Source organism: Bartonella sp. CL162QHHD (genome assembly GCF_042195435.1).
Classification (GTDB): Bacteria; Pseudomonadota; Alphaproteobacteria; order Rhizobiales; family Rhizobiaceae; genus Bartonella.
Genome location: NZ_JBHIOG010000024.1, coordinates 19059 through 45083, shown reverse-complemented (window position 1 = coordinate 45083; position 26025 = coordinate 19059). Strand labels below are relative to the sequence as shown.

The 26025-nt window shown below is 37.2% G+C and carries 18 protein-coding genes; 13 read left to right on the top strand and 5 right to left on the bottom strand.

What is annotated here, in order from left to right; genetic code table 11:
* Positions 1-188 precede the first annotated feature (188 nt).
* The 12 genes from ACFILD_RS02630 (at position 189) to ACFILD_RS02575 (ending at position 14644) form a co-directional block, all read left to right on the top strand.
* A complete protein-coding gene (locus ACFILD_RS02630; protein ID WP_273723886.1) occupies positions 189-425 on the top strand; it encodes a hypothetical protein in 237 nt (78 codons plus the stop codon).
* A 21-nt stretch (positions 426-446) separates the two neighbouring features.
* Positions 447-1112, top strand: coding sequence for a response regulator transcription factor (locus ACFILD_RS02625; protein WP_375630861.1), 666 nt, complete (start codon positions 447-449; stop codon positions 1110-1112).
* On the top strand, positions 1112-2530 hold the full coding sequence (locus ACFILD_RS02620; RefSeq protein ID WP_375637412.1) for an ATP-binding protein: 1419 nt from the start codon (positions 1112-1114) through the stop codon (positions 2528-2530). The genes ACFILD_RS02625 and ACFILD_RS02620 overlap by 1 nt, the downstream gene beginning before the upstream one ends.
* Positions 2531-2763: 233 nt before the next feature.
* Positions 2764-3534: a tetratricopeptide repeat protein gene (locus ACFILD_RS02615; RefSeq protein WP_273791547.1), complete on the top strand. Its 771-nt coding sequence runs from the start codon at positions 2764-2766 to the stop codon at positions 3532-3534.
* 77 nt (positions 3535-3611) lie between these two features.
* Positions 3612-4091 carry a cytochrome c maturation protein CcmE gene (ccmE, locus tag ACFILD_RS02610; protein WP_273791548.1) on the top strand — a complete coding sequence of 160 codons (480 nt, stop codon included), beginning with the start codon at positions 3612-3614 and terminating at the stop codon, positions 4089-4091.
* Positions 4092-4098: 7 nt separating this feature from the next.
* Positions 4099-6078, top strand: a complete 1980-nt coding sequence (locus ACFILD_RS02605) for a heme lyase CcmF/NrfE family subunit (RefSeq protein WP_375637411.1) — start codon at positions 4099-4101, stop codon at positions 6076-6078.
* Between the two features lies 1 nt (position 6079).
* Positions 6080-6490, top strand: coding sequence for a cytochrome c-type biogenesis protein CcmH (locus ACFILD_RS02600; RefSeq protein WP_375654403.1), 411 nt, complete (start codon positions 6080-6082; stop codon positions 6488-6490).
* Positions 6491-6704: 214 nt separating this feature from the next.
* A complete protein-coding gene (locus ACFILD_RS02595) occupies positions 6705-8216 on the top strand; it encodes a Do family serine endopeptidase (protein ID WP_273791551.1) in 1512 nt (503 codons plus the stop codon).
* Positions 8217-8289: 73 nt separating this feature from the next.
* A complete protein-coding gene (locus tag ACFILD_RS02590; protein ID WP_273791552.1) occupies positions 8290-8976 on the top strand; it encodes a response regulator transcription factor in 687 nt (228 codons plus the stop codon).
* Complete coding sequence (locus ACFILD_RS02585) at positions 8973-10355, top strand: ATP-binding protein (protein WP_375637409.1); 1383 nt, start codon at positions 8973-8975, stop codon at positions 10353-10355. Before ACFILD_RS02590 ends, ACFILD_RS02585 begins: the two co-directional genes overlap by 4 nt.
* A gap of 77 nt (positions 10356-10432) precedes the next feature.
* Positions 10433-13378, top strand: coding sequence for a bifunctional [glutamine synthetase] adenylyltransferase/[glutamine synthetase]-adenylyl-L-tyrosine phosphorylase (locus ACFILD_RS02580; RefSeq protein WP_375664721.1), 2946 nt, complete (start codon positions 10433-10435; stop codon positions 13376-13378).
* A gap of 441 nt (positions 13379-13819) precedes the next feature.
* Complete coding sequence (locus ACFILD_RS02575; protein WP_273791555.1) at positions 13820-14644, top strand: outer membrane protein; 825 nt, start codon at positions 13820-13822, stop codon at positions 14642-14644.
* A gap of 1440 nt (positions 14645-16084) precedes the next feature.
* Here ACFILD_RS02575 and ACFILD_RS02570 read toward each other — a convergent pair.
* The 5 genes from ACFILD_RS02570 to ACFILD_RS02550 form a co-directional block, all read right to left on the bottom strand.
* On the bottom strand, positions 16085-16969 hold the full coding sequence (locus ACFILD_RS02570) for a metallophosphoesterase family protein (RefSeq protein WP_375630853.1): 885 nt from the start codon (positions 16967-16969) through the stop codon (positions 16085-16087).
* Between the two features lie 596 nt (positions 16970-17565).
* The gene (locus ACFILD_RS02565) at positions 17566-19662 is read right to left on the bottom strand and encodes a glutamine amidotransferase (protein ID WP_375664720.1); all 2097 of its coding nucleotides are present in this window, start codon (positions 19660-19662) and stop codon (positions 17566-17568) included.
* Positions 19659-22457, bottom strand: a complete 2799-nt coding sequence (locus tag ACFILD_RS02560; protein ID WP_375664719.1) for a DUF4159 domain-containing protein — start codon at positions 22455-22457, stop codon at positions 19659-19661. Before ACFILD_RS02560 ends, ACFILD_RS02565 begins: the two co-directional genes overlap by 4 nt.
* The gene (locus ACFILD_RS02555; protein WP_375664718.1) at positions 22454-23365 is read right to left on the bottom strand and encodes a DUF58 domain-containing protein; all 912 of its coding nucleotides are present in this window, start codon (positions 23363-23365) and stop codon (positions 22454-22456) included. The genes ACFILD_RS02560 and ACFILD_RS02555 overlap by 4 nt, the downstream gene beginning before the upstream one ends.
* Positions 23366-24397, bottom strand: coding sequence for an AAA family ATPase (locus tag ACFILD_RS02550; RefSeq protein ID WP_375664717.1), 1032 nt, complete (start codon positions 24395-24397; stop codon positions 23366-23368). It abuts the gene before it with no gap.
* A 248-nt stretch (positions 24398-24645) separates the two neighbouring features.
* Between ACFILD_RS02550 and ACFILD_RS02545 the strand changes: the two genes are divergently transcribed.
* Positions 24646-25899 carry a CCA tRNA nucleotidyltransferase gene (locus ACFILD_RS02545; RefSeq protein WP_375664716.1) on the top strand — a complete coding sequence of 418 codons (1254 nt, stop codon included), beginning with the start codon at positions 24646-24648 and terminating at the stop codon, positions 25897-25899.
* The last annotated feature ends 126 nt before the right edge of the window (positions 25900-26025 follow it).

The window sequence follows — 26025 nt, the reverse complement described above, 5'->3', positions numbered from 1 at the left end:
TTGAATAAATTTTATTCTCATTATTAAAAATATTTTTTTGATTTTTTAAAAATTTGGAGTAATGTTAATATGTTCTTCTGTAAGATAGAGGATAAATTATTTCCATTTGTGATTTTTAAATCGACTAAAAAAAACCATTATTTCTTTTATCCTTTATCAAGGAGAAGAGATGGGTTATTGAAATATTTATGATGAAAAAAAAATTCTTGTTCGTAATAATAGCAGCTTTTTTAGGAGCAGATTCTGTTCTAGCTTCTGGGTGTGCTGAAGTAGGTAAGAAGGCTGCCGCGCAAGAGAGCGGGGTTCTCGTCCGTTCAAAACCGGTTGTTCAGGATGGAAAGGACATGTGTGCAATTGTAGTTGTTGTACCAGCCCGTAATGGTGAAAAGTTACGTCGTGTTGAGTTTTTTGTTCCTGCTGATTAGTTTTTGGCAGATGGTGTTGTGATGCGTATCTTAATCGTTGAAGATGATCGGAATCTTCACCATCAATTAGCAGAAGCTGTAAGACGTGCAGGATATGTTTCCGATAGTGCTTTCGATGGTGAAGAAGCTTATTTTTTAGGGAGCACAGAGTCTTACGACGCGGTGATACTTGATATAGGTTTACCGCAGATTGATGGTATTAGTGTTGTTGAAAAGTGGCGTCAAGAAGGGCTCTCCATGCCTGTTTTAATGCTAACGGCGCGAGACCGTTGGTCTGATAAGGTGCACGGTATTGATGCTGGAGCTGACGATTATGTTGTGAAGCCATTTCATTTGGAGGAAGTGATGGCGCGCTTGCGAGCATTAATTCGTCGCACTACGGGACATGCGACAAGTGCATTATGTTGCGGAAATGTTTTGTTGGATACAAAGACGTCTCGTGTTTTTGTAGATGGTCAATTGATTAAACTAACATCTTATGAATTCAGACTGCTTTCGTATCTCATGCATCATTGTGACAGGGTCATTTCAAGAACAGAGCTTACAGAACATCTTTATGATCAGGATTTTGATAAGGACTCGAATACGGTGGAAGTCTTTGTAGGTCGGTTACGGAAAAAGCTTGGAGTGGATTTGATTGAAACTATTCGAGGAATGGGGTATCGCGTGAGAATGCTAGGTGATTAATGAATGTTTTTGAAGAGAATAATTGGTGTAGGAGGTTCTTTTTTGTAATTACTCGATCTCTCAGTTTACGTGTTATGATCTTATCAACATTATGGGTTGTTATTTCTCTTTTATCGATTTCTGCAGTAAGTATTTTATTTTATAAGCGTTCAACTGAACAAAGCCTAGAGCGTATCCTTTCTGCTCAACTCTACAGTCTTATTGCAACAGTGACGGTGTCATCGGAAGGTACTTTGATAGGAGGGGCTGGGATTGATGATATTCGTTATTCTGATCCAACAACAGGATGGTATTGGGAAGTTGTTGCGATATCCCATAATTTAAAAGGAAGATTGACATCCCCCTCATTGGGAACAGGCGAGATATTTACACCAAGTGATGTTGATATACCTTTTGACAATAAATTCTTTCGCTCTTATCGGATAACGGGGAACAATGGTCAAAAGTTACAAGTGATTGAGAGTGATGTTGTTCTTGATAATAAAAATCATATTGCACGTTTTCGGCTTGTTGGGAATATCGATGAAGCTCATGCCCAGGTAAAGGAATTTACGCGAACTTTGCAAATTTTTCTTTGGAGTTTCGGTATCGGGAGTGTTCTTATTAATATTGCTATTATTTTCTTTAGTTTTCAACCGTTGAAGCTTATTCGACGCGCATTGAATGATATTCGCGAAGGAAGAGTTCATTATGTGAATACGGATTTAGTAAGCGAAGTGATGCCGCTTGTACAAGAGATGAATGCTCTCATTAATAATAATCAGCGTATTATTGAGCGATTTCGCACACAAGTTGGTAATCTCGCGCATTCATTGAAGACGCCTCTATCTGTGATTATGAATGAGACAGATAAGATGCGCGGAGAAAAGGCTTGTTTGTTGAGAGAGCAAACGCAAATAATGCAAGCTCAAATCAATCATTATCTTCAGCGTGCACGGATTGCAGCACAATGCGATAGTATTGTCTATCATACGTCTGTTCGCAGTGTGCTTGAACGTTTGGTGCGGGTTATGAAAAAGCTTAATCCTGAAAAACAAATTCAATTTATTATGGATGTTGATGATATTGTTTTTTCTGGAGAGAAGGAAGATTTAGAAGAAATTGTAGGGAATTTGATTGAAAATGCTACTCAGTGGTCTCGAGCAAAGGTTTTGATCTCTTGTTGTTTAGAAGAAAATGTTGAAGAAAAAGAATATTTTAGTATCTTTGTAGAAGATGATGGTCCTGGTTTAACAGAAGACAAAATTGATGAAGCATTAAAAAGAGGGCGGCGGTTTAATGAAAGTAAACTAGGGGCAGGCTTAGGGTTAGCAATTGTTTCAGATATGGTCAGTGAATATGGTGGCAATCTCTTTTTATCACGTTCTGATTTGGGTGGATTGTATGCAAAAGTTTTGTTACCTAAGATGGGAGAATAACATATTTTCTTCTTAAGCAAGAAATGTCTATAAAGTTTATAAAGCAGTATTTTAGACAATACATAAAGAGTAGGGAAACATTGTTTTTAGTTTCTTTGCTTAATTGATATATATGATAGATATTTATAATATTCTCCATGAAAAAATGAATTTTTATTAATTCACATCACTCTTCTTATGAAGAGGATAAAATGTAAGCGAGTTATTCTCTGTTCGTATTGGAAAAAAACGATATGCTCTTATTAATTTTTGCAGCATTTTTTCTGACTTTTCTGGCAAGTATTCTTTTTCTTTCACTACGTTTTGACGATGAGATAAAGAAAGAATGGACAGTTGAAACCGTAGATGGTTATAGAAGCCATAAGCGTATGATTGAGTTTAACAAGCTTTATATGAATTATAAAAAAAGAAATATTCTTAAGGCTTTGAGTATTTTGTTTGTTCTTCTGATGACATGGAGTATTTATGGGCTGACAGGCAATCCAGAAGTGAAAAGTTATTTTTTTAGCGAATTAATGGATAAGGATCCTAAAACTCTCAGTAAGCAAGAAAAGCTTATTCGTTTACAAGTGCTTTTTTTCCGTGCACCTCACGATGGCAAGCTAGCAGATGCGTTAGCGGTAGGGTATCTCGAAGAAAGCCTTTTTCAAGAAGCTGTGAATACTTATTTAGATGCACTTCGTTTGAATGGAGAAACAGCTCCAAGGCTTGTCGGATACGGTTTAGCATTGGTTGGTTATGAAGGGGGGGTGATAACGCAAGAAGCGCAAAATGCCTTTCAAAAAGCAGCAGATTTAGCCCCAACAGATTTTTATCCACGTTTGTTGTTGGCCGATGCATTGCATCAAGCAGGAAAAACTGCGCAGGCAGTGCAATTTTTACAAAGCTTTCTTGATACAATGCCTGAAAATTTTTCAGGACAATCACGTGTTAAAAAAATGATGATTCAGTTACGTGATTTATCGAGTGAGCATACAGAGAAAAGAAATCTTGCACCTATGTAGAAGATGTGCAAAGCTCTTAAAAAATAAAATATTGATACTTAATTATAACGTATTTAAACTTTTTTCGCAGAGTGTCTATGAACAGTCAATCTTTAAAGAGTTCTGCCTCATGGAAGGTTATTTTAGAGCAGCGAAAAAAAAGGCGCTTACTGATCATATTATTATGTTGTTTGGTTATGACAATTGCAGCAAGTCTCATAGTGTATGCAATGCGTCATGCGGTCAGTTTTTTTAGAATGCCCTCTGAAATTACAAGAGAAGATATTTTAACGGAGCGCCCTTTGCGTTTGGGTGGCTTTGTTGAAAAGGGAACCGTTCAATATGTTGGAGAGAGAGGAGTTATTTTTTTTGTAACGGATAACAAAAAACATGAAAAAGTGGTTTTCAATGGTGCCTTACCGGATCTTTTTCGTGAAGGTCAGGGGGTGATTGTAGAAGGGCATTTCGATAAACAGGGCTTTTTTATAGGGATGCGTATTTTAGCAAAACATGATGAAACTTATATGCCTAAAGAAACAGCTGATCGTTTGAAAAAACATTACATTATGGAGAAATAATTCGATTGTGCTTGTCGAACTGGGTCATATTTTTTTAGCTGCAGCATTTTCAGTAAGCTTATTAGGGGCGTTTTTACCTGCTTTAGGTTTTTGGTGGAGAGAGCGTTTGTTAATGCAAACAGCTGTTCCTCTAACATATATCACTTTTACATTACTACTTTTATCTTTTTTAGTGATAATTTATGCTTATGTCGTATCTGATTTTTCTGTTTTGAACGTTGTTGAGAATTCTCATTCAGAAAAACCGATGCTCTATAAAATTACAGGTGTTTGGGGAAATCACGAAGGCTCTATGTTGTTATGGGTTTTAAGTCTTGCTTTTTTTAGCGCATTGATGGCTTTTTTTAGCCAACATTTGCCAGAAGATTTTAAGACGCTTGTTTTAATTTGCCAAAGTTGGATTACAACTTCTTTTCTTTTATTTATTCTTTTTGTATCCAATCCATTTTTACGCGTGAATCCACCAGCATTGCAGGGAAATGGTCTCAATCCTCTTTTACAAGATATCGCATTAGCAATTCATCCACCTCTACTTTATTTAGGTTATGTTGGTTTTTCACTTTGTTTTTCTTTTGCCGTTGCGGCATTGATTATGGGACATGTTGATAGAATTTGGGCGCGTGGAATTCGTCCGTGGCTTTTACTTTCTTGGTGTTTTTTGACATTGGGTATTATGGTTGGCTCCTATTGGGCTTATTATGAGCTAGGATGGGGCGGCTATTGGTTTTGGGATCCTGTTGAAAATGTTTCGTTTATGCCTTGGCTTTCAGGAACGGCTCTTTTACATTCTGCTCTTGTTCTCGAAAAACGAGAAATATTGAAAAGTTGGACTTTGTTTTTAGCGCTGCTTACTTTTTCCCTTTCTCTGATGGGAACTTTTCTTGTGCGTTCTGGGCTTTTACTTTCTGTTCATAGTTTTGCTGTTGATCCAGCACGGGGGCAAGCAATGCTTGCGCTTTTCTTTTTTTTTACAGGAGCGGCTTTTTTTCTTTTTGCTTTGCGCACCCCTATTTTAAAAACAGAAAGATTTTTTCAACCAATTTCACGTGAAGGGTTTATTGTTTTAAATAATTTGTTACTTACAACAATAACAGCAACAGTATTGATTGGTACGCTTTATCCTTATTTTATTGAGATATTAACTGGGCAAAAAATTTCTGTAGGGGCTGCTTTTTTTAACCTTACCTGTGGACCGCTAATGGTTTTGCTGTTGTTGTTTGTTCCGTTTGGGACAATGATGGCATGGAAACGCGGTGATTTTCTTGCAGTTTTTGAACGGTTATGGTTTGTTTTTGTATTCGTTGGTATCGTCTGTTTTATAATATTCTATGCGGCATCTGTGCGTGATATTTTTGCAGTTTTAGGGATTGGGCTTTCAGCGTTTGTTTTTTTAGGCAGTTTAGCGGATCTATGGGGAAAGAGTGGATATGGCAAGAGAGCTTTTTCAGTACGCGTTAAGAGATTTCTTGGATTGCCATGGTCTACTTTTGGTGCAGCAATAGCACATATGGGATTAGGCGTTACACTATTTGGTATTGTTTGTGTGGCAAGTTTTGGGCAAGAACGTATTTTAATCATGAACATAGGGGATAGGGTGACGATAGCGGATAAAACGCTTCATTTTGATGCAGTGTATGATGGGGTTGGTTCGAATTATTCGACAATGGAGTTTTATTTTAAAATATATGAAAATAAAAACATTGTGGGTCATGTAACAGCCTCAAAGCGATTTTACTCAAGTCAAAATACATCAACAACAGAAGTTGGTCTGAAAAATCATGGCTTATCGCAGCTATATATTGTACCGGGACATATCGATAATCGGGGTCTTGTTGTGCACGTATGGTGGAAGCCTTATGTAATATGTATTTGGTTAGGGGCATTCATGATGGCTATGGGGGGATGTCTTTCTCTTCTGGGGTATTGGTTTCGCATTGGCATGTACAATAGGGTAGTGCTTGCTTTAAATTTTTGGAAAAGACATTGAGATGAAAAAAATTCTTTGGATTGTATTTTTTTTAATTGCAACGTTTCCTTTTCAATTAGCAATAGCAGTAGAGCCGGATGAGATTTTAAAGGATAAGATTCTTGAAGCGCGAGCACGCCATATTTCATCGCATTTACGTTGTCCGGTTTGTCAAAATCAATCAATTGATGATTCAGATGCTGCTTTAGCACGTGATTTACGGCTTTTAATTCGGGAAAGGCTAAAAATGGGCTATAGTAATCAGCAAGTCACTGACTTTCTTGTTGAGCGATATGGTGAATTTATTCTCTTGAAGCCACCATTGAATAAAATAACTTGGTTTTTATGGTTCTCGCCTTTGATCATTATTATCATTGGCATAAGTATCATATTTTTCCACTTCAAACGGAATAATCATGCGTTATGTGAATGAAAAAGAACAGTCAAAAATGTCATTGCATTAAAAAAGATGTTACATAAAAGAAATCAGATCATTTGCAATGAGCATACAATCTTATTGTAATTATATTAGGGAATACTGAAACCTTACAAAACTTTAATAATTTAGACAGAAAACGGTAAGGTCTGGTATTTTATAAGTGGTCGGAATTGGAATAAAGGTATGATTGAATAGGAGCATAGAGTAAATGGTTAAAAAGGCTTTCTTTAAAACATTTGTCGCAGTGAGTTTTTCTGCGATATTGGAAAGTGCACTGTTTTTTAGTGGATGTACATCAAGCTTGTGGATGACAAAGGCTCATGCAAGTTCTGTATTTACTTCGTTAATGCAACAACAGGGATTTGCCGATATTGTTGCTCAAGTGAAACCAGCCGTTGTAGCAGTACAAGTAAAGAGCAATAAAAAGAAAGAAGATAGGTTCTTTAGCAACTTTTTTAGTGGTCCAGGACTTGATCAATTACCAGATCAGCATCCTTTAAAAAGATTTTTTAAAGAGTTTTATGATTTTGATAAACCTAAAAATAAATTTCCGCACCAATCGCAGAGACTCCGTCCTGTTGCTTTTGGATCGGGTTTTTTTATTTCATCTGATGGTTACATTGTGACCAATGATCATGTGATTTCTGATGGAACAAGTTATACTGTTGTTCTTGATGATGGTACAGAATTGAATGCAAAGCTCATTGGGAAAGACCCCAAAACCGATCTTGCCGTACTAAAAGTGAATGATAAAAGAAAATTTTCCTATGTTGATTTTGGTGATGATTCAAAGCTTCGTGTTGGGGATTGGGTTGTTGCCATTGGGAATCCATTTGGTCTTGGTGGAACTGTGACAGCAGGTATTGTTTCTGCACGTGGACGTGATATTGGCACTGGTGTGTACGATGATTTTATTCAGATTGATGCTGCTGTTAATAGAGGAAACTCTGGTGGTCCAACGTTTGATCTTAATGGAAAGGTTGTTGGGGTTAATACAGCAATTTTTTCTCCTTCTGGAGGAAATGTTGGGATTGCTTTTGCTATTCCGGCTGCGACTGTAAAACAGGTTGTACAACAACTTATTGAAAAAGGTTCAGTTCAACGTGGTTGGTTAGGTGTTCAGATTCAGCCGGTAACAAAGGAGATTTCCGATTCAATAGGTTTGAAAGAAGCCAAAGGTGCTTTAGTTACTGATCCGTTAAAAGGACCGGCAGAAAAGGCTGGTATTAAAGCGGGTGATGTAATTATTTCAGTGAATAATGAAAAAATTGCTGATGCGCGTGAGCTGGCGAAACGTATTGCAAATATTAAACCAGGAGAAATGGTAACCATAGGGATTTGGAGATCAGGTAAGGAGGAGAGCATCAAGGTTAAACTCGCTTCAATGTCTGAAGATGAAAGTAAGAAAGAGACTTCAAAATATTCAAATGGACAGAGTGATTTAGATGAAACATTGGAAGATTATGGTCTGATTGTTATGCCTTCTGATGATGGTGTAGGGGTTGTCGTAACGGATGTCGATACCGATTCAGATGCTGCAGATAAAGGGATACGCCCTGGTGATGTCATTGTGACAGTAAATAATAAACCGGTTAAACGAGTCTCTGATATTATTAACACAATCAAAAATGCTCAGCAGTTAGGACGAAAGGCTATACTCTTACAAGTGCGGACAAATGATCAAAATCGTTTTGTTGCTCTTCCAATTTTCAAAAAGTAAGGCTTTAGTTTGTAGGACAAATGTTTATTAAATATTTGTCCTACAACATAATAAAATAATGGAGATACGTTTTATGAAGATACTCGTTATTGAAGATGATCATGAGACGGGGCATTATCTCGAAAAAGCTTTTTTGGAAGTAGGGCATTCCGTTGATGTTGCTTATGATGGGGATACGGGATATGCTTTAGCAACCACGGAAAATTATGACGTTATGGTTGTTGACCGAATGCTTTTACATCGTGATGGTCTTTCTATTATTGCTGAATTGCGCGCTAAAGGCAATGAAACACCGGTTCTTATCCTGTCTGCTTTAGGGCAAGTTAATGATCGTGTAACGGGGCTGCGTGCAGGGGGAGATGATTATTTGACAAAGCCTTATGCTTTTTCTGAACTTCTTGCGCGTGTTGAAGTTTTACAACGGCGGAAAAATCCTAAAGAAGCAGAAACTGTTTACTGTGTAGGTAATCTTGAGCTTGATCGGTTAGCACATACGGTAAAACGGGGTGATAGAAACATTCTATTGCAACCACGAGAGTTTCGTTTACTTGAATATTTGATGCGTTATGCCGGGCAGGTTGTTACACGCACTATGCTTTTGGAAAATGTTTGGAATTACCATTTTGATCCACAAACGAATGTCATTGATGTCCATATCTCCCGTTTGAGAGCCAAAATTGAAAAAGATTTTGATGTTCCCCTTCTTCATACAGTGCGTGGAGCTGGATATATGCTAAAAGTACCAGATAACAAAGCATGAATCGTTTGATTAATATAATGCGCACGACGGCGCTAAGGCTTTCAGCACTTTACATTTTATTGTTTGGATTGGTGGCAACAGGACTTTCTATTTATATGACGGCATTTTCTGCTTCATTGTTAACAGAGCAAACTGAACAGGCTTTACATGAAGAATTAAAGTATATTGAAAATGCTTATAATTATGGGGGATTATCCTTATTAATGCGCACTATTGATTATCGTTCAAGACAACCAGGAGCATTTCTTTATCTTGTCACGGATTCTATGGGGCGTATTTTAGCAGGAAATGTAGCACGTATTGAATTAGGTCTTTTGAATCAGAGTGGTTTTATTTCTACCTCTTTTTTATATTCCCGTTTTGGAGAACATGGCAAAACAAGTGAACATCGCGCTTTGGCGGTTATTGTTGATTTACCTAATGCTATGAAGATTCTTATAGGACGTGATTTGGATGAGCCAGAACGTTTTGCTGTTGTTATTCGCAAAGCTGTGATCATTGCACTTGCTGCAATGGTTGGAGGCGCTTTACTCATATGGTTTTTTGTTGGCAGGAGAGCTTTACAAAGGATTGATCATGTAACGGCTGCATCACAGCGCTTGATGGATGGTGACTTCAGTGGGCGTTTACCTGTCTCTGGAGTAGGGGATGAGTTTGATCGATTGTCAACCAATCTTAATGTTATGTTAGACCGCATTGAAGAGTTAAATATTGGTTTACGTCAAGTATCAGATAATATTGCTCATGACCTGAAAACGCCGTTAACGCGTCTTAGAAATCGTGCTGAAGAAGCGCTTTCAGGAAATAAGACAAAGCTTGAATATCGTCAGGTCCTTGATAGGGTTATTGCAGAATCAGATCAACTTATTTGTACGTTCAATGCAATTTTAATGATTTCACGTATTGAGGCCAGCAGTGCAATTGAGCATCTTGAAATGATGAATATGAAACTGATCCTTGAGGATGCTGTTGAGATTTACGAACCTTTTGCTGAAGAGTCAGGTGTTTTACTTCGGTTGGGGAATATATTTGATAAAGAGCTTAAGTTGAATCGTGAGCTTGTTGCACAATCAATTTTTAATCTTATAGATAATGCCATTAAATATGCCTCTAAAGGTGAAAGGAAAGCGGAGGTTTGCTTATCAATGGAATATCGTGATGAACATTTATTAGTTGTTGTGAGCGATAATGGACCAGGAATAGCAGAGGATAAACGTGAAAAAGTGACAGAACGATTTGTTCGTCTTGAAGAAAGCCGCACACAACCTGGGTTTGGGATTGGTTTAAGTATAGCAAAAGCAGTTATGAAGCTTCACGGGGGTGAATTGTTACTTGAAAATGCAAATCCAGGGCTTAGGGCTATTTTGTTATTTCCTTAAAGATATTTTTCTTCACTTTTCTCTTTTCATACGTAACAACTATTTTAAAAGTATAAAGCAATAGAAAGGAAAGCAAAATGCTTTTCAAGGGAGCGCAGACGAAACAAGCTTTTTTAAAAACACAGCTTCTCCCTTTATGCCCTCTCGATAAAAGTAGTTCCCAATGGTTAAAAGACATGGAAGAACAAGCAAGGAAAGAAGGTTTAGAATCGCTTATTTCCATCATTTCAGAGAGTGGAACGCAGATTGATTTTATCAGTTCGGTTATGACCTTATCTCCTTTTTTGCGTGAGGTTTTAATTGCCAATCCATCATATCTTAGTGCTTTATTAAATGTTGATATAGAAACAAGGCTGAGCGAAATTATAGATGATATTACGGCTATCGATAAGGATGAAACTATAAATGAAACTTCATTGATGGCTGCTTTAAGGCGCAAAAAACGAGAAGCGCATGTTCTCATTGCTTTAGCTGATTTGGGAGGTGTTTTTACTTACGAAGTTTCATGTGCTTGGTTGACACGTTTGGGCGAAGCAGCATTAAGTGTAGCACTACGTTTTCTATTAAGAGAAGCGCATGATCATGGTAAGATCAATTTATTAAGCCGTGAGAATCCAGAAAAAGACTGTGGTTTAATTATTTTAGGGATGGGAAAGTTAGGAGCAGGGGAACTTAATTATTCTTCTGATATTGATCTTATTGTTTTCATTGATGAAACATCACCTCATATTGGTAATCTTTCTGAAAGTGTTGACGTATTTTCTAAAATGGTACGCCGATTAATCCGTATCATTCAAGAACGCACTGCGGAAGGATATGTTTTTCGTCTTGATTTTCGTCTTCGTCCAGATCCAGGATCAACCCCTTTGGCCTTACCAGTAAGGACTGCATTGCGTTATTACGAAGGGCGTGGGCAAAATTGGGAACGAGCAGCCATGATTAAAGCACGTCCAGTTGCTGGTGATAAGAGGGCAGGTTTTAACTTTATCAAAGAGCTTTTTCCCTATGTATGGCGGAAATATTTAGATTACGCTGCTATTGCTGATATTCATTCGATCAAACGTCAAATTCATGCGCATAAAAATTACGGTCAAATTGCAGCTTATGGGCATAATATAAAGTTAGGTCGTGGTGGTATTCGTGAGATTGAGTTTTTTGTTCAGACACAGCAACTCATTGCTGGTGGACGTTTTCCTCAATTACGTGGACGTCAGACAGTTGCAATGTTAGCAGAACTTCACACGCTTGGTTGGATCAGTGAGAAAACGAGAAATAGCCTTATAAAAAGTTATGCTTTTCTTCGAAATGTGGAACATCGTATTCAAATGCTTTTCGATGAACAAACACATCTTCTTCCAAATGATACTGCTCAATTCACAAGTGTTGCCTATTTAATGGGTTATCAAGACAGTAGCAGTTTTATCCGTGATTTATTAAAAACACTTCAGGTTGTTGAAAAACATTATGCAGCACTGTTTGAGAATGAGCAAGAACTTGGTTTAGAAATTGGTAATTTAGTTTTTACCGGTGAAGAAGATGATCCGGAGACATTAATAACGTTAAGCCGTTTAGGCTTCGAAAGAGCAAGTGATATTTGTCGTATTATGCGCACGCTCCATTTTGGTCGTTATAAAGCAACGCAATCAGCCGAAGCACGCGAGAGATTAACGGAATTAACACCAGCTCTTTTGAAAGCTTTTGGTGGGACAAAACGAGCTGATGAGGCGATGTTGCGTTTTGATGGTTTTTTACAGGGCTTACCTTCAGGAATTCAGCTTTTTAGTCTTTTGCAGTCTAATCCCTCTCTTTTGGATATGCTTGTCCTTATTATGGGTGCTGCTCCACGTCTTGCAGAAATTATTACACGCAGATCCCACGTTTTTGATGGAATGTTAGACCCAAATATTCTTTCAGAATTACCAACAAAAACGTATTTAGAAAAACGGCTTGAATATTTTCTTGAAAATGTTCTTTCTTATGAGGAGATTCTTGACCATTTAAGGATTTTTGCAGATGAACAACGTTTTTTGATTGGTATTCGAATTTTGAATGGTGCAATTACAGGAGAAAGAGCGGGTTTTGCTTTTACTGCACTTGCTGATCTTATGATTACAAAAACATTTGCTACCGTTCAAGAGGAATTTTCTCGTCTTCATGGTCGTATTAAAGGGGGGCGTGTTGGCATATTGGGTATGGGGAAACTTGGAAGTCGTGAATTAACAGCAGATTCCGATGTTGACCTCGTTTTGCTTTATGAACATGATGATGATGCAGAAATATCTGATGGAGAAAAGCCTCTTTATATTTCTCAATATTATACGCGTTTAGCACAGCGCCTCGTTTCTGCTTTATCCACTCTTACAAGCCAAGGTGTTCTTTATGTCGTTGATTTAAGGTTACGGCCGTTAGGCAATAAAGGACCTATTGCTGTTTCTTTTCCATTTTTTAAAAAGTATTATCGCCAAGAAGCATGGATATGGGAATATCTTGCTTTAACAAGGGCTCGAGGCATTGCAGGAGATCCTGATTTTTTACAAAAGCTAGAAAATGAAGTGTGTGCAATTATTGCTATTTCTCGTGATAAGAAGGAAGTTGCAAAAGAAGTGTGTGAAATGCGTTCCTTGATTGCAAAAGAAAAGCCGCCAAAAAATCAATGGGATTTAAAAACGATGTCTGGTGGCATTATGGATTTGGAGTTTATTGCTCAATTTTCTCTTATTACGCATGTCATTGAGTTTCAAATTGGAGCGACGACAGCGGATATTTTAGATCACTTACCAAACAGTTTTCTTAATCAGTCATGTATTGCTGATTTACATTATGCCTATCGTCTTTATACAAATTTGAGTCAAATTATACGGCTTTGCTTAAATGATTCTCTTGATCCCAATGACATGCCACCTGGATTAAGTGACCTTTTGTTAAATAGTGTTGGGGAACCTGATTTGCTTCGTGTTGAAAAATTAATTGCAGAAACTGGGCAATTGGTCTGTTCAGTTTTTACAAAAATCATGAAACATTAAAATAATTCTATAAGAATAATAAAAATTATTAATTCCATTTTTATATTAATTTTTGTCTTTTATTTCATTACACGCTTGAGAGGGTTAGAGTGAAGTTCTCTAGTGGTTTTTCAAGTGTGATGAAAAAATTTCTCTGTTAAATGTGCTATTCTAGGTATTATTCTTTATACAAAAAGCGATGAGTGACTAGTTTAGTGAATGATATGCTTTATGAGCCTTATCTCATTCTTTTCAAAAAATTGATATTATAATTATTTATATAATTCTGGATAATAATGATCAATATGAAGCTATAAAAGCTACTATAGATTAATAGTTTTAGGAAATTATAAATAAGATTTTAATTTTTCAACTGTGTCATTTTTGCTATAGATTTTTTGAAAAAAGTGTGAAACGATTTATTATTATTTATGTATCACATTAGCTTTTAGGGGAGCAATTATGATTACAAAGTATTTAGCCTCAACATCTATATTTTCTTTAATTTCAATTTCTGTAGTACAGGCGTCGGATATCGCTATTCCTGAACAGCCTGTTCCTGTTATTGCAGCGCCTGCTTTTTCTTGGACAGGATTTTATCTTGGAGGACAGATTGGTAACTTTTCAGGTAAAACAACTGCAAGTTATTTAAAAGATGAGACAAGGATATGGAATCCAATTGGAAAGGAGAATTTACCTAAACTTTCTGGTTTTATAGGGGGAGTTTATGCAGGTTCCAATATTGATATCGATAATAGTTTTATTATAGGTATTGATACGGATATTATGTGGTCTGGTAAAAAGGATTCTAAAGATGTCGATCTACCGGAAAAAAGTCCAACTGAAGAAAAACCACAACCTACAGAAGAAAAAAGTCTAACAAGAGATTTGCATGAGAATGATTCAACAAGGCGTATTAAAGCTGTACGTCATACCTTAAAACAAAAATGGGCTGGTGCTACACGGGTGAGAGTTGGTTTTGCGATTGAGCGTATGATGCCTTATATTTCCGGAGGGGTTGCTTATACGCAGCTTCAGAATATTTTTGGGTTAGTTACTGATAGCAAAAATGGAGAAGTTGATTTTTCTGATTGGTTGCATGATGAAAAAAAGACCATGATTGGTTACACCCTTGGAGGTGGTATTGATTTTGCAATGACTGATAATGTTATTGTGCGTGCAGAATATCGTTATTCAGATTTTGGCAAAAAAAAGTTCATACAGGATAAATTTGAAATGGGCTACAAAACAAATGATTTCCGTGTGGGTGTAGCTTATAAATTTTAATTTTTTGCAGAATTAAACAATTCAAAAGTCTCATTTTCGAATGAGGCTTTTATTTTTCAGATATGCGCTGGAAAATATTCTTCACTCAAAAGAGCTACTATTTTATTCGAACAATACGTTGATTTATAAATATAATTTACTTTTTGTCATGTTGAGTGAGAGATCCAAGGATCATAAGATTTTCTCATTTTAAACCTATACCATGTTGACCAATCAAAACCGCGTCTTTTGTACGTCAAAAGGAGGGAGAGCAGTGAGATAAACAACATTAAAGAAAGAATAAAAATGCCTCTTATGAATCATCTTAAGTGCCAAAAGCTGTCGCTACATTGGGGATTGGCAAAGTGTGAGATTTGATACTAGCTTGCTTTTCCATAAACGTAAAGATGGTGATGCTAAATGGACTTATCATTACATCATTCATAGGTGCCGTCGGGAAATGAGTTTGGGTGCTGTAAAAGATGCTTTTTTAAACCAACACATGAATTGGCAACTTAATGGCGTTTTGTTTTATTTGAAAGACCTCTGATACAATCGACTTTTCTGTTTTGCGTTATCGTAAAATATTTTATTTAATAACAAAAAGATCGCAAAAAATTCTAAAGCACATAAAATTACATCCGCAATATAACTCAATAATAATAAAAATTCATATTATAATTTTTATTATTAGATATTTTATGTGATATTATAAATAATAATTTATAATAATAAAATAATTATAAAGAGTATTATAAAGTTATTTATAGGAAAAAATAGATAGTAAATTAGGAATTTATCGAGACATAAAAAACATTATTACCTATATCTGTTATCGAAATATAATCTATTATTTTTTTTAAATATACGATAATAAATGTCGAGTGAAATAGTAAGGGATTATTTCAAATCTATTTACGATAAATCAATCAACATTATTTGTTTATAAATCACAAATAGGTTGGGTTATTGAAATTATATACTTTAGTTATTATTTGGCTTTTTTAGTCATCTATTTTCAGGTATAGAAGCTGAATGAGCTTCTCTATTATTCTATAAAATATCATCATTGTAATATTATAAGGATTTTACGCATTAGATGCTTTTGGAGGAGTGTATGATGAAATTTAAAGCAGGGTTTATGTGTAGAGCTTTGTGAAGTAAATCACATGCGCAATTAGCAGCTGGAACCCATGCGACAAGAATCCGGATTATTTATAAATCAGATGGGGTAGAATTTTCGTCCTTTAGGGCGGGAAGGAAGAAAACCAATAAGTTTGTAAAAAGCTCGTTACATAAGTGGGGCAGCAGATGGAATTCTCTGAGAAAAATTGATCTATTAACAGAGAAGGTGAAACTTTGTCTTTTAAGGAGAAAAAGGGAAATAAGAATTATGATTTCCAAAGGGATGTGAAATAAAAATATTTTCGTTTTTGGTTGTTTTGGCAACTATGAAGGTGTTTAAAGATTAATTGTTTCAGTACATGCAATCTCGTTTTTGGGGTTTATAATGCTATAACGTTGTAATTGGCAATGCCATTGATTTTGTAAGCGTTCAATGGAAAATAAATTAAAGCCTGCGGGTGGTTTTTTATCACCAAAAGCTTGTGATGCGGAAGGAACACCAACAATAGGAATTTTTTTAATTGGTCCTTCAATGTAATTCAATGTGGGTAAATGAGTATGTCCGTGAAGAATAAGTTCACAACCGTGATATTTGATAACGTTTAGAAAACGTTTTATATCCCGTAGTTTTTTATGCCAAGACGTTGCATTGGGAAAGGGGGGATGGTGAATCATGACGACACGAAAAAGGTTGCGCTGTGCTGCTTCTTTTAAAAAGAGCGGTAAAGTTTGCGCTTGCATTTTACCAAAATAACCAGAAGCTTGAAAAGGCAGTGTCGCAATGGCTGAAGAAGCTGCTATGATGGCAACATCTTTGCGAATGCGCATATAAGGAAAGACGCTTTTTTGAGGGATGTCACCTGTAATCCAAGGTTTAAAGAGAGTGCATGCTTTTTGGAAAGCGCCGCGGACATAGGCATCGTGATTTCCAAATGTCAAAGAAATATCTTGAGGTTGTCCTAAGTTAAGTAGCCAACGACGTGCTTGTTCAAATTCCTTATCGAGAGCAAGATTTACAAGATCACCAGAGATCACAAGGTGATCAGGTTTTGTTTTGTTCAAGGCATCTATTAAAGTTTCTAGGACGTCTGTTGCCATCTGACTCTTACGTTTTTTTTGCCAATTCAGATAACCGGTAAGACGTTTCCCAGAAAGTTCGAAGAGGGAAGGTTGCGGGAGAGGTGAAAGATGTACATCCGATATATGGGCAAGATAAAACATAAAAGCTCGTAGAGTATTAAAAACGATTTAAAAAATAAACATAAGATAAGTTAGTGCTTAAAGGCAAGAAAGATTGTAAAATAAAAATTAGCTTGCAAAAAAGAACGCCTCAAGCGGAATGTTCCAAATAGAATATCCCCAATAGAATATCATTGTGTTGTACATTCACATATTTGTAAAAAAAACATTTCTCAATGCGTTTGAGCTAATTTCACGACCGGTATTCGATGCTATATATAATAGAAAGCTTCTGTGAAGTATATAGGGCTTACTGTACACTACCATCTCTACGCTTATACAAGGTGCAAATAAAAAACATCATACTATTTTCCTCCAATTTTATGAAAATCCTTGCTTTAAGAGGATTCATAAGAGGTATTTCATTCTTTTCTTCGATGGTTTCTATCCATACTGCATCTCTTCTAATAATACGCAAGAGAATGTTTTTTATTTTTTTAATATGAGGATATTTGAAATAAGGAGAATTATACTGTATTTTTAGTTATAAATCAATACGTTATCTAATTATAAAAGACAAGTAAATACGTAAAAAGATAAGCTGAATTTTAAAACTATTATACGAAATCTCAAACCTTTTAACGTCCTTCATAATACCACATGCTGCTCAACAGTAAAAGGCAAGCAAGCAATGCAAAAAAACCAGAAAATATCGAAAAATAAAAGGTATTGATTAAACGGGTTTCTGTTGCTTCTTTCAGAACAATTGAATGTGCTGGGGAAGAGGACGGACTTGTTTTTGATTGAATCAGTTTGAATGGAGGAAGATGAATGTTTTCTTTTCCCTCAGGGTGTAAACGTCCGATGTAGCCGCCTGTGTGCTTAATAATGGGGGCTAGTTTTTCTTGTGTTGAAGTCAAGTCAAACAACTCAAGATTATCGAGCATCCCTACAGAAGAAAGTATTGTTAAATCGCCATTTTTAATGGTAAAAATTCCTGTCTCATCAGTGGTCACAGTTGCAGTAAAAAGGCCTTCTTGCTCTTTGGTCAGAGTAATATTTTCTTTTTTTCCAGAGGGAAAGATTATTTCAGCGGGTTCTGGATGGTCTTTTAGAGTTTGGCGGCGAATTGTTAAATGATGATGGCTGCTGGTCGCACTTAATTTTTCTTCTTCAAGTTCTGGTTCTTTCATGAGCCAATGAGCAATTCGTCGATAAAGAGCAGCATAAGGACCGCCGCCTTCGAAACCTCGAGCCCAAAGCCAACTTTCATCAGAAAGCAACATGCCTACACGTCCTTTATCAACATGAGAGAGAAGTAAAAGTGGTTGCTCATCGGCTCCTTTCATGAGGGCGATTCCGTTATTTATGTTTTGAATAGCAATTTGTCTCAACCATTGCCCCCATTGAGAAGCTGGAAGGTTAAGTGTTGCAAGACCTCTTGTGACAGGATGGCGCTCACCTTCTTTGGTTAATGTGGGGCGAAAAGGTTTTTCAATAATAGTTCCATTAGGTAATGCCGGTAAAATGCTTATTAAAGGTGTTTTCGCAAGTGAGTTTTTTTTGGCAAATTCAGGTCCTGTTACCATCAACAATGCCCCCCCCTTTTGTACATATTGGGCGATATAATCATAATAGATTAAGGGGAGAACAGTAGAGTGCTGGTAGCCATCAAGGATGATGAGATCAAAGTTATTAATTTCTTCAACAAAGAGTTTTCTTGTGGGAAAGACCACTAAGGATAATTGGCTTGAGGGCGTATTATCTGCTTTGGTGGGAGGACGCAAAATAGTAAAGTGAACAAGATCAATATTGGAGTCACCTTTCAAAAGGTCTCGCCATGTCCGTTCTCCATTATAAGGAGCACCTGAAATAAGAAGAACGCGTAAATTTTCTCTGATTCCTTCAATAATTGTTATGGCGCGGTTGTTTTCAAAGCTTAGTTCACCTTTGTGTGGATCGGTTATAACTTGGATAATATTTTTTTCAGCATGAGGAAGGGTAATTTCAGTTTGAAAAATCACGCCAGGAGTCACAGAATAATGGCCAATGTCTTGTCCATTGACGCTTAATGTAATATTTGCTTTCTGTGGTATTGTTTTTTTGGTGGGGCCTTTATCTTCTACCAAAATGGAGAGCGTTTGTGGTTTGTTGACAAGGGCAAATCGTGGAGGAGAGATAAACTTAATTTGGCGATCAAATTCATCTGAGTGCCCTGTAATCAGGGCATTGAGAGGGGCTTCATGATGAAGGTCTGATAGGTCAGGAATGTCATGCACTTGTCCATCGGTGATAAAAATGGTTCCTGCATAACGAGAGAGCGGTACATCAGATACTGCTTGTGTTAAAGCCTCAAACAAATTCGTTGAGGGCGCATACTGATTATCAGCAAGTTTTCCAGCTTCAATAAAGCGTGGTTCAAATTGTGGATAATGCGCCAATGCTTGAGTTAATTGCGCGCGCGCTTCATCACTGTCGTTTGTACGTGTTCCAAATGTTTGGCTTTTGCTGCGGTCAATAACAATTCCCACTGTGCTTTTCAGTGGTTCGCGCTGTTCTTTTATGATCATTGGATTGAGCAAAGCAAGGATGAGGGCGCTTAATGCCATCAGACGAAATAAAGAACCTTGCCGTTGCGTAACAAGACCAACAACGACAAAAAGAATCGATATTCCACTTAAGAACAGAATCCAAATGAGTGGTAAAAAAGGCTGAAAAGTGAAAAATGATATCATTGCCTTCTTTCTCTTTTAAAGCGTTCCAAGAGTGCTGGAACATGAACTTGATCCGCTTTATAGTTTCCTGTAAGAACATAAAGGACAATATTTAAACCTGCACGAAATGCCCATAGACGTTGCATGGGATCATTGGGAACAAGGGGATATTTCCATGTCCCTTTTTCATCGAGTGCCCAAGCACCGGCAAAGTTATTGGCAGTAATGAGAAGAGAACTTACATTATCGCCGCTGGCAAGAGAATTTTTATTTTTTTTGTTTGTTGAGGAGGATTCAATCCATAAAGGTGAACCACGGTAGAGACCTGGAAAATCTGGCATAATATAAAAAGAACGTGCAACAACATGATCTGTTGATGCTGGCTCAATGGATGGAATATTTAACTCTTTTAAGATATCTCGTAATCTTTGCGTTTCTGGAGTGGCATCTCCTTCAAGATTAAGATTACTCTTTATCTGATCGCGCGTGTCAAATAAAATTGTTCCCCCATGTTTCATAAAGTTATTTATTTTTTCAAGGCTTTTGGGGGTTGGTATAGGACTTTTAACATCAATTGGCCAGTAAATAAGAGGATAAAAAGAGAGTTCATCTTTATCGAGATCAAGTGCTGTAACAGAGCCGAGGGTAAGCATTGTGCGCTCTGCGATAAATTGACTTAACGCTTCTAGACCACTTTTACTCGTTGTATCAATTTCATGATTATTGGTTATAACATAGGCAAGATGTGTTGCGCCGGCAGCTTGTACACTATCATGATGGTTTTCTTTCGTTTGTGCATGAAGAGTTGGATCATATGAAAACAAGGCAATAAGACTTATAAAGGGGAGGAGAAACATATTACGCCGTTTCATGAAAGAAAAAATATCTCCCATCCATAAAATGAGAAAATTGTCAAAGGCGAATAATAAGATGGCTAATCCTAAAAGTGGACCAATAAGATTTTTTTCTTTTGTATCGTAAGATAAAGGGCTTTTATTAAGAGAAGTTGGCAATGATGATTGTTTCATCAAGTGCGACGAATGAGTTAAGAGATTGAGTGCATAAAAATTGTTTTTGACACCATAAAGTCCTGGGGGAGTATGGTAGGAAGGATGGGGTGGATTTTGAGAGTCAAAGATCAAAGGAACAACATCAGAGGGTGGTACTTGTAATTGTCCGTCAACGGCTATAGTTCGCCAAGGGCTTTGTACCACGGTTCTTTTTTCTCTGTGTGTTAGGTTTGTGTTTTCGTTAGAACCTAATGTGATTAATTTTTGCAGCATTTGTGCAAAAAAGCCAGAAAGAGGAAGATTAGACCATGTTGGGTCAGGAGCAACATGAATAAGAATGAGGGTTCCTTTACCACGTTTTGCTGCGGTAATAAGAGGAGTTCCATCCGAAAGGCTAAGCCACGTTTTTTCAAAAAGATCTGGGGTTGGTTCTGCGAGGATTTGGCGCGAGACAGTGACATCTTTTGGAAAAGGAAGATCAAAGAAAAAGCTATTTTTTGCAAAAGGGGCAAGCTTTTGTGGTTTTGTCCAAGACATAATACTTCCAAGGGAACGTTGACCTGGGCGTAGTGGTATCGGAAGAAGGTTATCGTAATGTTCTGCACTACTGAGTTTTTCTCCTGCAAAGCGGATGAGTGTTCCCCCTTTATTCACAAAATCAGAAAGTTTTTTTTCTGCTTTTGGGGGTATGTTAACAATGTCACCCATAATCAAAACAGATGGATTTTGTTTAAGCAAATGATCAATATCCGTTGAAAGTTCTCTTCCACCGGCTGTTATAAGCTGTGTATGACCTTGTAAGGCTTTGATAATGTAATAAAATGGAGCAAGTAAAGGCTGTGCCATTTCATTGGTATCTGGTGAGAGAAGAGCAACACGGCTTATCCTGTTATGGCTGTCTACCAAGAAGGTTGCAGCAGCATGGTTTTGATTGTTTATTTTTATCCAAGCGATATCATTGCGTAGTTCAAGTGGTACATTAAAAGGAACAAGTGCTGTTGTTTCTCCTTCAGAGAAATTGTTCGTAAATTGACCGAGAAGTTGATTATTTGAATCGTAGAGGCTGAGTATAGCGGGAGTGTTGCTGTGTGTTGTTGAGCGGATAATACGCGCGCCCATGTTTCCATTGTTATTTTCTATGGATGTTATGCCGGTTAAATCGGAAATATCAGTCAAATACCACAAGAAGTTTCTAGGTTTTAATTCTTCAAGATGAGCAAAAGCTTGCTCATCTTCATTTGTTCGTAATCCATCACTTAAATAAGCAATATCAAGAGGTTTTCCTTTGGTTATTTCGCTGAGTTTTTTGAAGGCATGCACACGGTTGACAGGCCAAGGACGCGGTTGCAAATGCATTAAATGCTGTTTTATAATCTTGGCTGGTTGGGGCTCTATATTGGAGATATCATTTTCAGCCGTTGCAACAAGATAAATATTTTTTTGCTGTTTTTCTGCCTGTACAAGAAGCATTTCAGTGATAGAGATGCGCTTTTTCCATTCTTTTACAGAAGCCCAACCATTATCAATAATGAGTGCAAGGGGTTGAGATCCAGAAAAGCTGATTGGTTTTTGATTCCAAGTGGGGCGTGCTAGAGCTATGATAACAAGTGCCGCTATGGTTAAACGCAACAAGAGCAACCACCAAGGTGTATGTTTTGCTGTTTCTTGTTGATGAGTTGGTTTGGGTAAGAAGCGAAAAGGGGGAAAAAGCTCTTTGCGCGGAGATGGAGGAGTTATCCGCAACAGCCACCAAATGACCGGTAGGAACAAAAGCCCTAGTAACAGAAAGGGAGCAGCAAAACTCAAAGTGCCCTCCTTTTTTGCAATGGAGAGTCGCTCATTGTATTTGCAAGATGAAAAATGGTCTCTGTTAAAGGTTGATCCGTTGTACTAACGTGATAAGACCATCCTTGGCGTGCGCAAAAATTTACCAATTCTTGTCGCCTTGCGTGATATAGTTTACAATAGCTCTTACGAAGATCTTCTGCTTTAGTGGAAACATGTTTCTCTTTCGTTTCAGGATCCAAAAATTCTGTGTGACCTGTGTAGGGAAAGCTTTCTTCTGCGGGATCAGAAATTTCAATTAAATGAGCTGTCACCTGTTTTGTAGTTAAAACGGTTAAATGTTGGATGATTTTTTCAGGATAGTCGAGAAAATCACTCATTATAACGACATGTGAAAAGCGTGTAATCGTTGAAAAATCCGGAAATGAATTTTCATCTGAATGATTTTCTAAAGCAAAGGCTATTCGTTCTACGACATTGGATGTCATTGTGGGGGACATTAAGTTGGGAATAGCAATATGTTCGCCACTGCGTGCAAGAAGGGATGCCAAGGTAAGGGTAAGAATAATGGCATGATTACCTTTAGAGATTTTAGAAAAGTGCGAACAGTAATGCATTGATGCGCTCTGATCAGGACAAAGCCAAACGGTTTGTGTCATTTGCCATTCGTTTTCGCGCAGATACGTATTTTCATCACGCGCTGAGCGACGCCAATCAATGCGGGTAATGGATTCTCCTTCCATATAGGGACGAAATTGCCAAAAGTTTTCCCCATTACCGCTTTTACGTTGTCTGTGCCATCCGGTTATCAGTGTATTAGCGATATGACGCGCTTGCAAAAGGAAATATGGCATTTTGCCAGTATCCTTATGCAGTTCATTTGCCAGCGACAATGGAGGCTTTTGTAAAACTTTTTTGCCAAGTGCCATTCAAAGAGCATCTTTCACAAGGTTATTGATAATATCTTTTACGGTTATATCTTCAGCACGGGCAGAAAAATTAAGAGCCATGCGGTGTTGTAATACGGGATAGGCTAATGCTTCAACATCATCAAGTGAAGGGGCTAAGCGTCCATAATAAAGAGCACGGGCGCGAACACAAAGTGAAAGGGCTTGTGATGCCCGTGGACCAGGTCCCCAAGAAACATAAGTATTAGCAAGGCTATTGTCTTTATGAGGGCGAGATGAGCGGACAATTTTTAAAATAGCTTCAATCACATTTTCTGAAAGAGGCATTTTGCGAACGATATTTTGAATTTTTTGCAATTTTTTGCCGGATAAAATTGGTTTTGCATTTGTTTTTTTTTCTTTTGTTGTTTCTAAAATAATCCGTCGCTCTGTTGTGAGGTCAGGATAGTCAATATCGATTTGCATCAAAAAGCGATCCAGTTGTGCTTCAGGAAGTGGATATGTCCCTTCTTGTTCGAGAGGGTTTTGCGTTGCAAGAACATGAAAAGGTTGTGGCAAATCATAACGGGTACCTGCAACAGTGACATGATATTCTTGCATAGCTTGTAAAAGGGCTGACTGTGTCCGTGGGGAAGCACGATTGATTTCATCGGCCATGAGAAGTTGCGTAAAAATAGGACCTTGAATGTATCGAAAAGAACGTTTACCGTCTTTATCGGAATCCATAATTTCAGAACCAATAATATCCGATGGCATTAAGTCAGGAGTGAATTGGATGCGTTTTTCATCAAGTCCTAAGACTGTTCCCAATGTTTCAACAAGACGTGTTTTTGCAAGTCCTGGAGCACCGACAAGAAGGGCGTGACCACCAGCAAAAATAGCGATTAAAGCATATTCGATTACCTGATTTTGCCCAAAAATAACTTTGTCAATTTCTTGTTGTAAAATATCCAATTCTTTGTGTGCCGTATCAATATCATCAATAATGACTTGAGCCTCATGATTGATATTGACCTTTTTTATAAAATTGGATGATGGATCATGTTGACTCATATTTCTTCCTTAAGGCGTTTGTCGCAAAAATGGTAATTTTCTTTGCATGATAATGAATATCTTATTGTTTGTAACAGAAAATGAGAAGAAATGAAGTATCATATGCCATTTTTTTCATATTCGTATATAAGAAGAGAAAAGTTTCTTTGGACGGAATAGACGTGTTTTATAAGTGATGTCTTAAAAATTTTGTTTTATGAAGAGAGTTCTTTAAAGCAGTGAAGACAACTTTTTTGAAAGGTTAAAGGGTGAATATAAGACAGAACTTCAAACAGGTTGCGTGGTTACAACAAAGTGATATTCAAACACTTCTTCGTGTTTTGTCTGAGGAGGGGGAAGAGGCGCGTATTGTAGGGGGAGCAGTGCGCAATCAACTGCTAGGGCAGCCTATTAGTGATATTGATATTGCAACAACCTGTTTGCCGCAACAGGTTATTGCACGTGTAGAAGAAGCAGGATTTAAAGCTATTCCTACAGGGATTGCTTTTGGTACAATAACAGTAATTGCTCATTCATGTTCTTATGAGGTTACAACGCTTCGCTGCGATATTGAAACAGATGGTCGTCATGCAAAAGTGGCATTTGGTCGTGATTGGAAAAAAGATGCTGAACGGCGGGATTTTACGATAAATGCACTTTATTGTGATGCTGCTGGAAACCTTTATGATGATGTGGGAGGTTTGAGTGATATTGCTAGCCGAACAGTTCGTTTTATTGGGGTTGCAGAAGATCGTATTTGCGAAGATTATTTGCGTATTTTACGGTTTTTTCGCTTTTTTGCTTGGTATGGAGCAGGGCGACCTGATGTGCAAGGATTGAAGGCATGTGTTCGTTTAAAACACGGTTTAAAAAAACTTTCTTCTGAACGTATTTGGGCAGAAATGAAAAAGCTTCTTGCGGCGTTTGATCCAACGCGTGCTCTTTTATGGATGCGACAAAGCAGAGTTTTGGCACTCATTTTTCCTGAAACAGAACGATGGGGCATTGATGCAATTCACGCATTGGTGAAGACAGAACAGACTCTTGGTTGGAAAGTTGATCCATTATTACGGCTAGAAAGCCTTCTTCCTCCTGACCCCATACGTCTTCATGAAATGGCACAGCGCTTGCATTTTTCCCATAAAGAAAGAACGCGATTAAAAGAATGGGCAGAGTTAGAAATAATAAACCAAAACTGTTCTGATCATTTTGTGCAAAAACTGATTTATTTTCATGGACGACAGCCAGTTTTAGATCAATTATCGTTGTCTGTCGCTGCATCACATCTTGATCATCTGGAAAAAAGTGATGCTTTGCAAAAAGCAGAGGGTTATGTCAAGCTTCATCAACTTGCCAAAAAATGGCAGATTCCAACTTTTCCTATTAATGGTAACGATTTAATAAAGAAAGGTTTTACGAAAGGTGTACTTTTAGGAAAAAAGCTTAAAGAGCTAGAAATGATATGGGTTGAAAGCGGATTTTTAATGGATCGTCATGTATTATTAGAAAAAATTGATTTATAATATATCTGTTTACAAACCCACTGTTGTTTATATTTTTTAAGTCAACATATTAATTTATAATAGTAATTTTTCATGTGAAACAAGAGCTCCAAATATTGTAAGGTTATTTCAAACCTGTTCATATTA

Coding starts and splice junctions, on each gene's coding strand:
- ACFILD_RS02580 (WP_375664721.1), top strand. CDS start 10,433: ATGCTTTTCAAGGGAGCGCAGACGAAACAAGCTTTTTTAAAAACACAG.
- ACFILD_RS02570 (WP_375630853.1), bottom strand. CDS start 16,969: ATGTTTTATCTTGCCCATATATCGGATGTACATCTTTCACCTCTCCCG.
- ACFILD_RS02595 (WP_273791551.1), top strand. CDS start 6,705: ATGGTTAAAAAGGCTTTCTTTAAAACATTTGTCGCAGTGAGTTTTTCT.
- ACFILD_RS02625 (WP_375630861.1), top strand. CDS start 447: ATGCGTATCTTAATCGTTGAAGATGATCGGAATCTTCACCATCAATTA.
- ACFILD_RS02620 (WP_375637412.1), top strand. CDS start 1,112: ATGAATGTTTTTGAAGAGAATAATTGGTGTAGGAGGTTCTTTTTTGTA.
- ACFILD_RS02550 (WP_375664717.1), bottom strand. CDS start 24,397: ATGAGTCAACATGATCCATCATCCAATTTTATAAAAAAGGTCAATATC.
- ACFILD_RS02585 (WP_375637409.1), top strand. CDS start 8,973: ATGAATCGTTTGATTAATATAATGCGCACGACGGCGCTAAGGCTTTCA.
- ACFILD_RS02565 (WP_375664720.1), bottom strand. CDS start 19,662: ATGATATCATTTTTCACTTTTCAGCCTTTTTTACCACTCATTTGGATT.
- ACFILD_RS02600 (WP_375654403.1), top strand. CDS start 6,080: ATGAAAAAAATTCTTTGGATTGTATTTTTTTTAATTGCAACGTTTCCT.
- ACFILD_RS02590 (WP_273791552.1), top strand. CDS start 8,290: ATGAAGATACTCGTTATTGAAGATGATCATGAGACGGGGCATTATCTC.
- ACFILD_RS02555 (WP_375664718.1), bottom strand. CDS start 23,365: ATGGCACTTGGCAAAAAAGTTTTACAAAAGCCTCCATTGTCGCTGGCA.
- ACFILD_RS02615 (WP_273791547.1), top strand. CDS start 2,764: ATGCTCTTATTAATTTTTGCAGCATTTTTTCTGACTTTTCTGGCAAGT.
- ccmE (WP_273791548.1), top strand. CDS start 3,612: ATGAACAGTCAATCTTTAAAGAGTTCTGCCTCATGGAAGGTTATTTTA.
- ACFILD_RS02575 (WP_273791555.1), top strand. CDS start 13,820: ATGATTACAAAGTATTTAGCCTCAACATCTATATTTTCTTTAATTTCA.
- ACFILD_RS02630 (WP_273723886.1), top strand. CDS start 189: ATGATGAAAAAAAAATTCTTGTTCGTAATAATAGCAGCTTTTTTAGGA.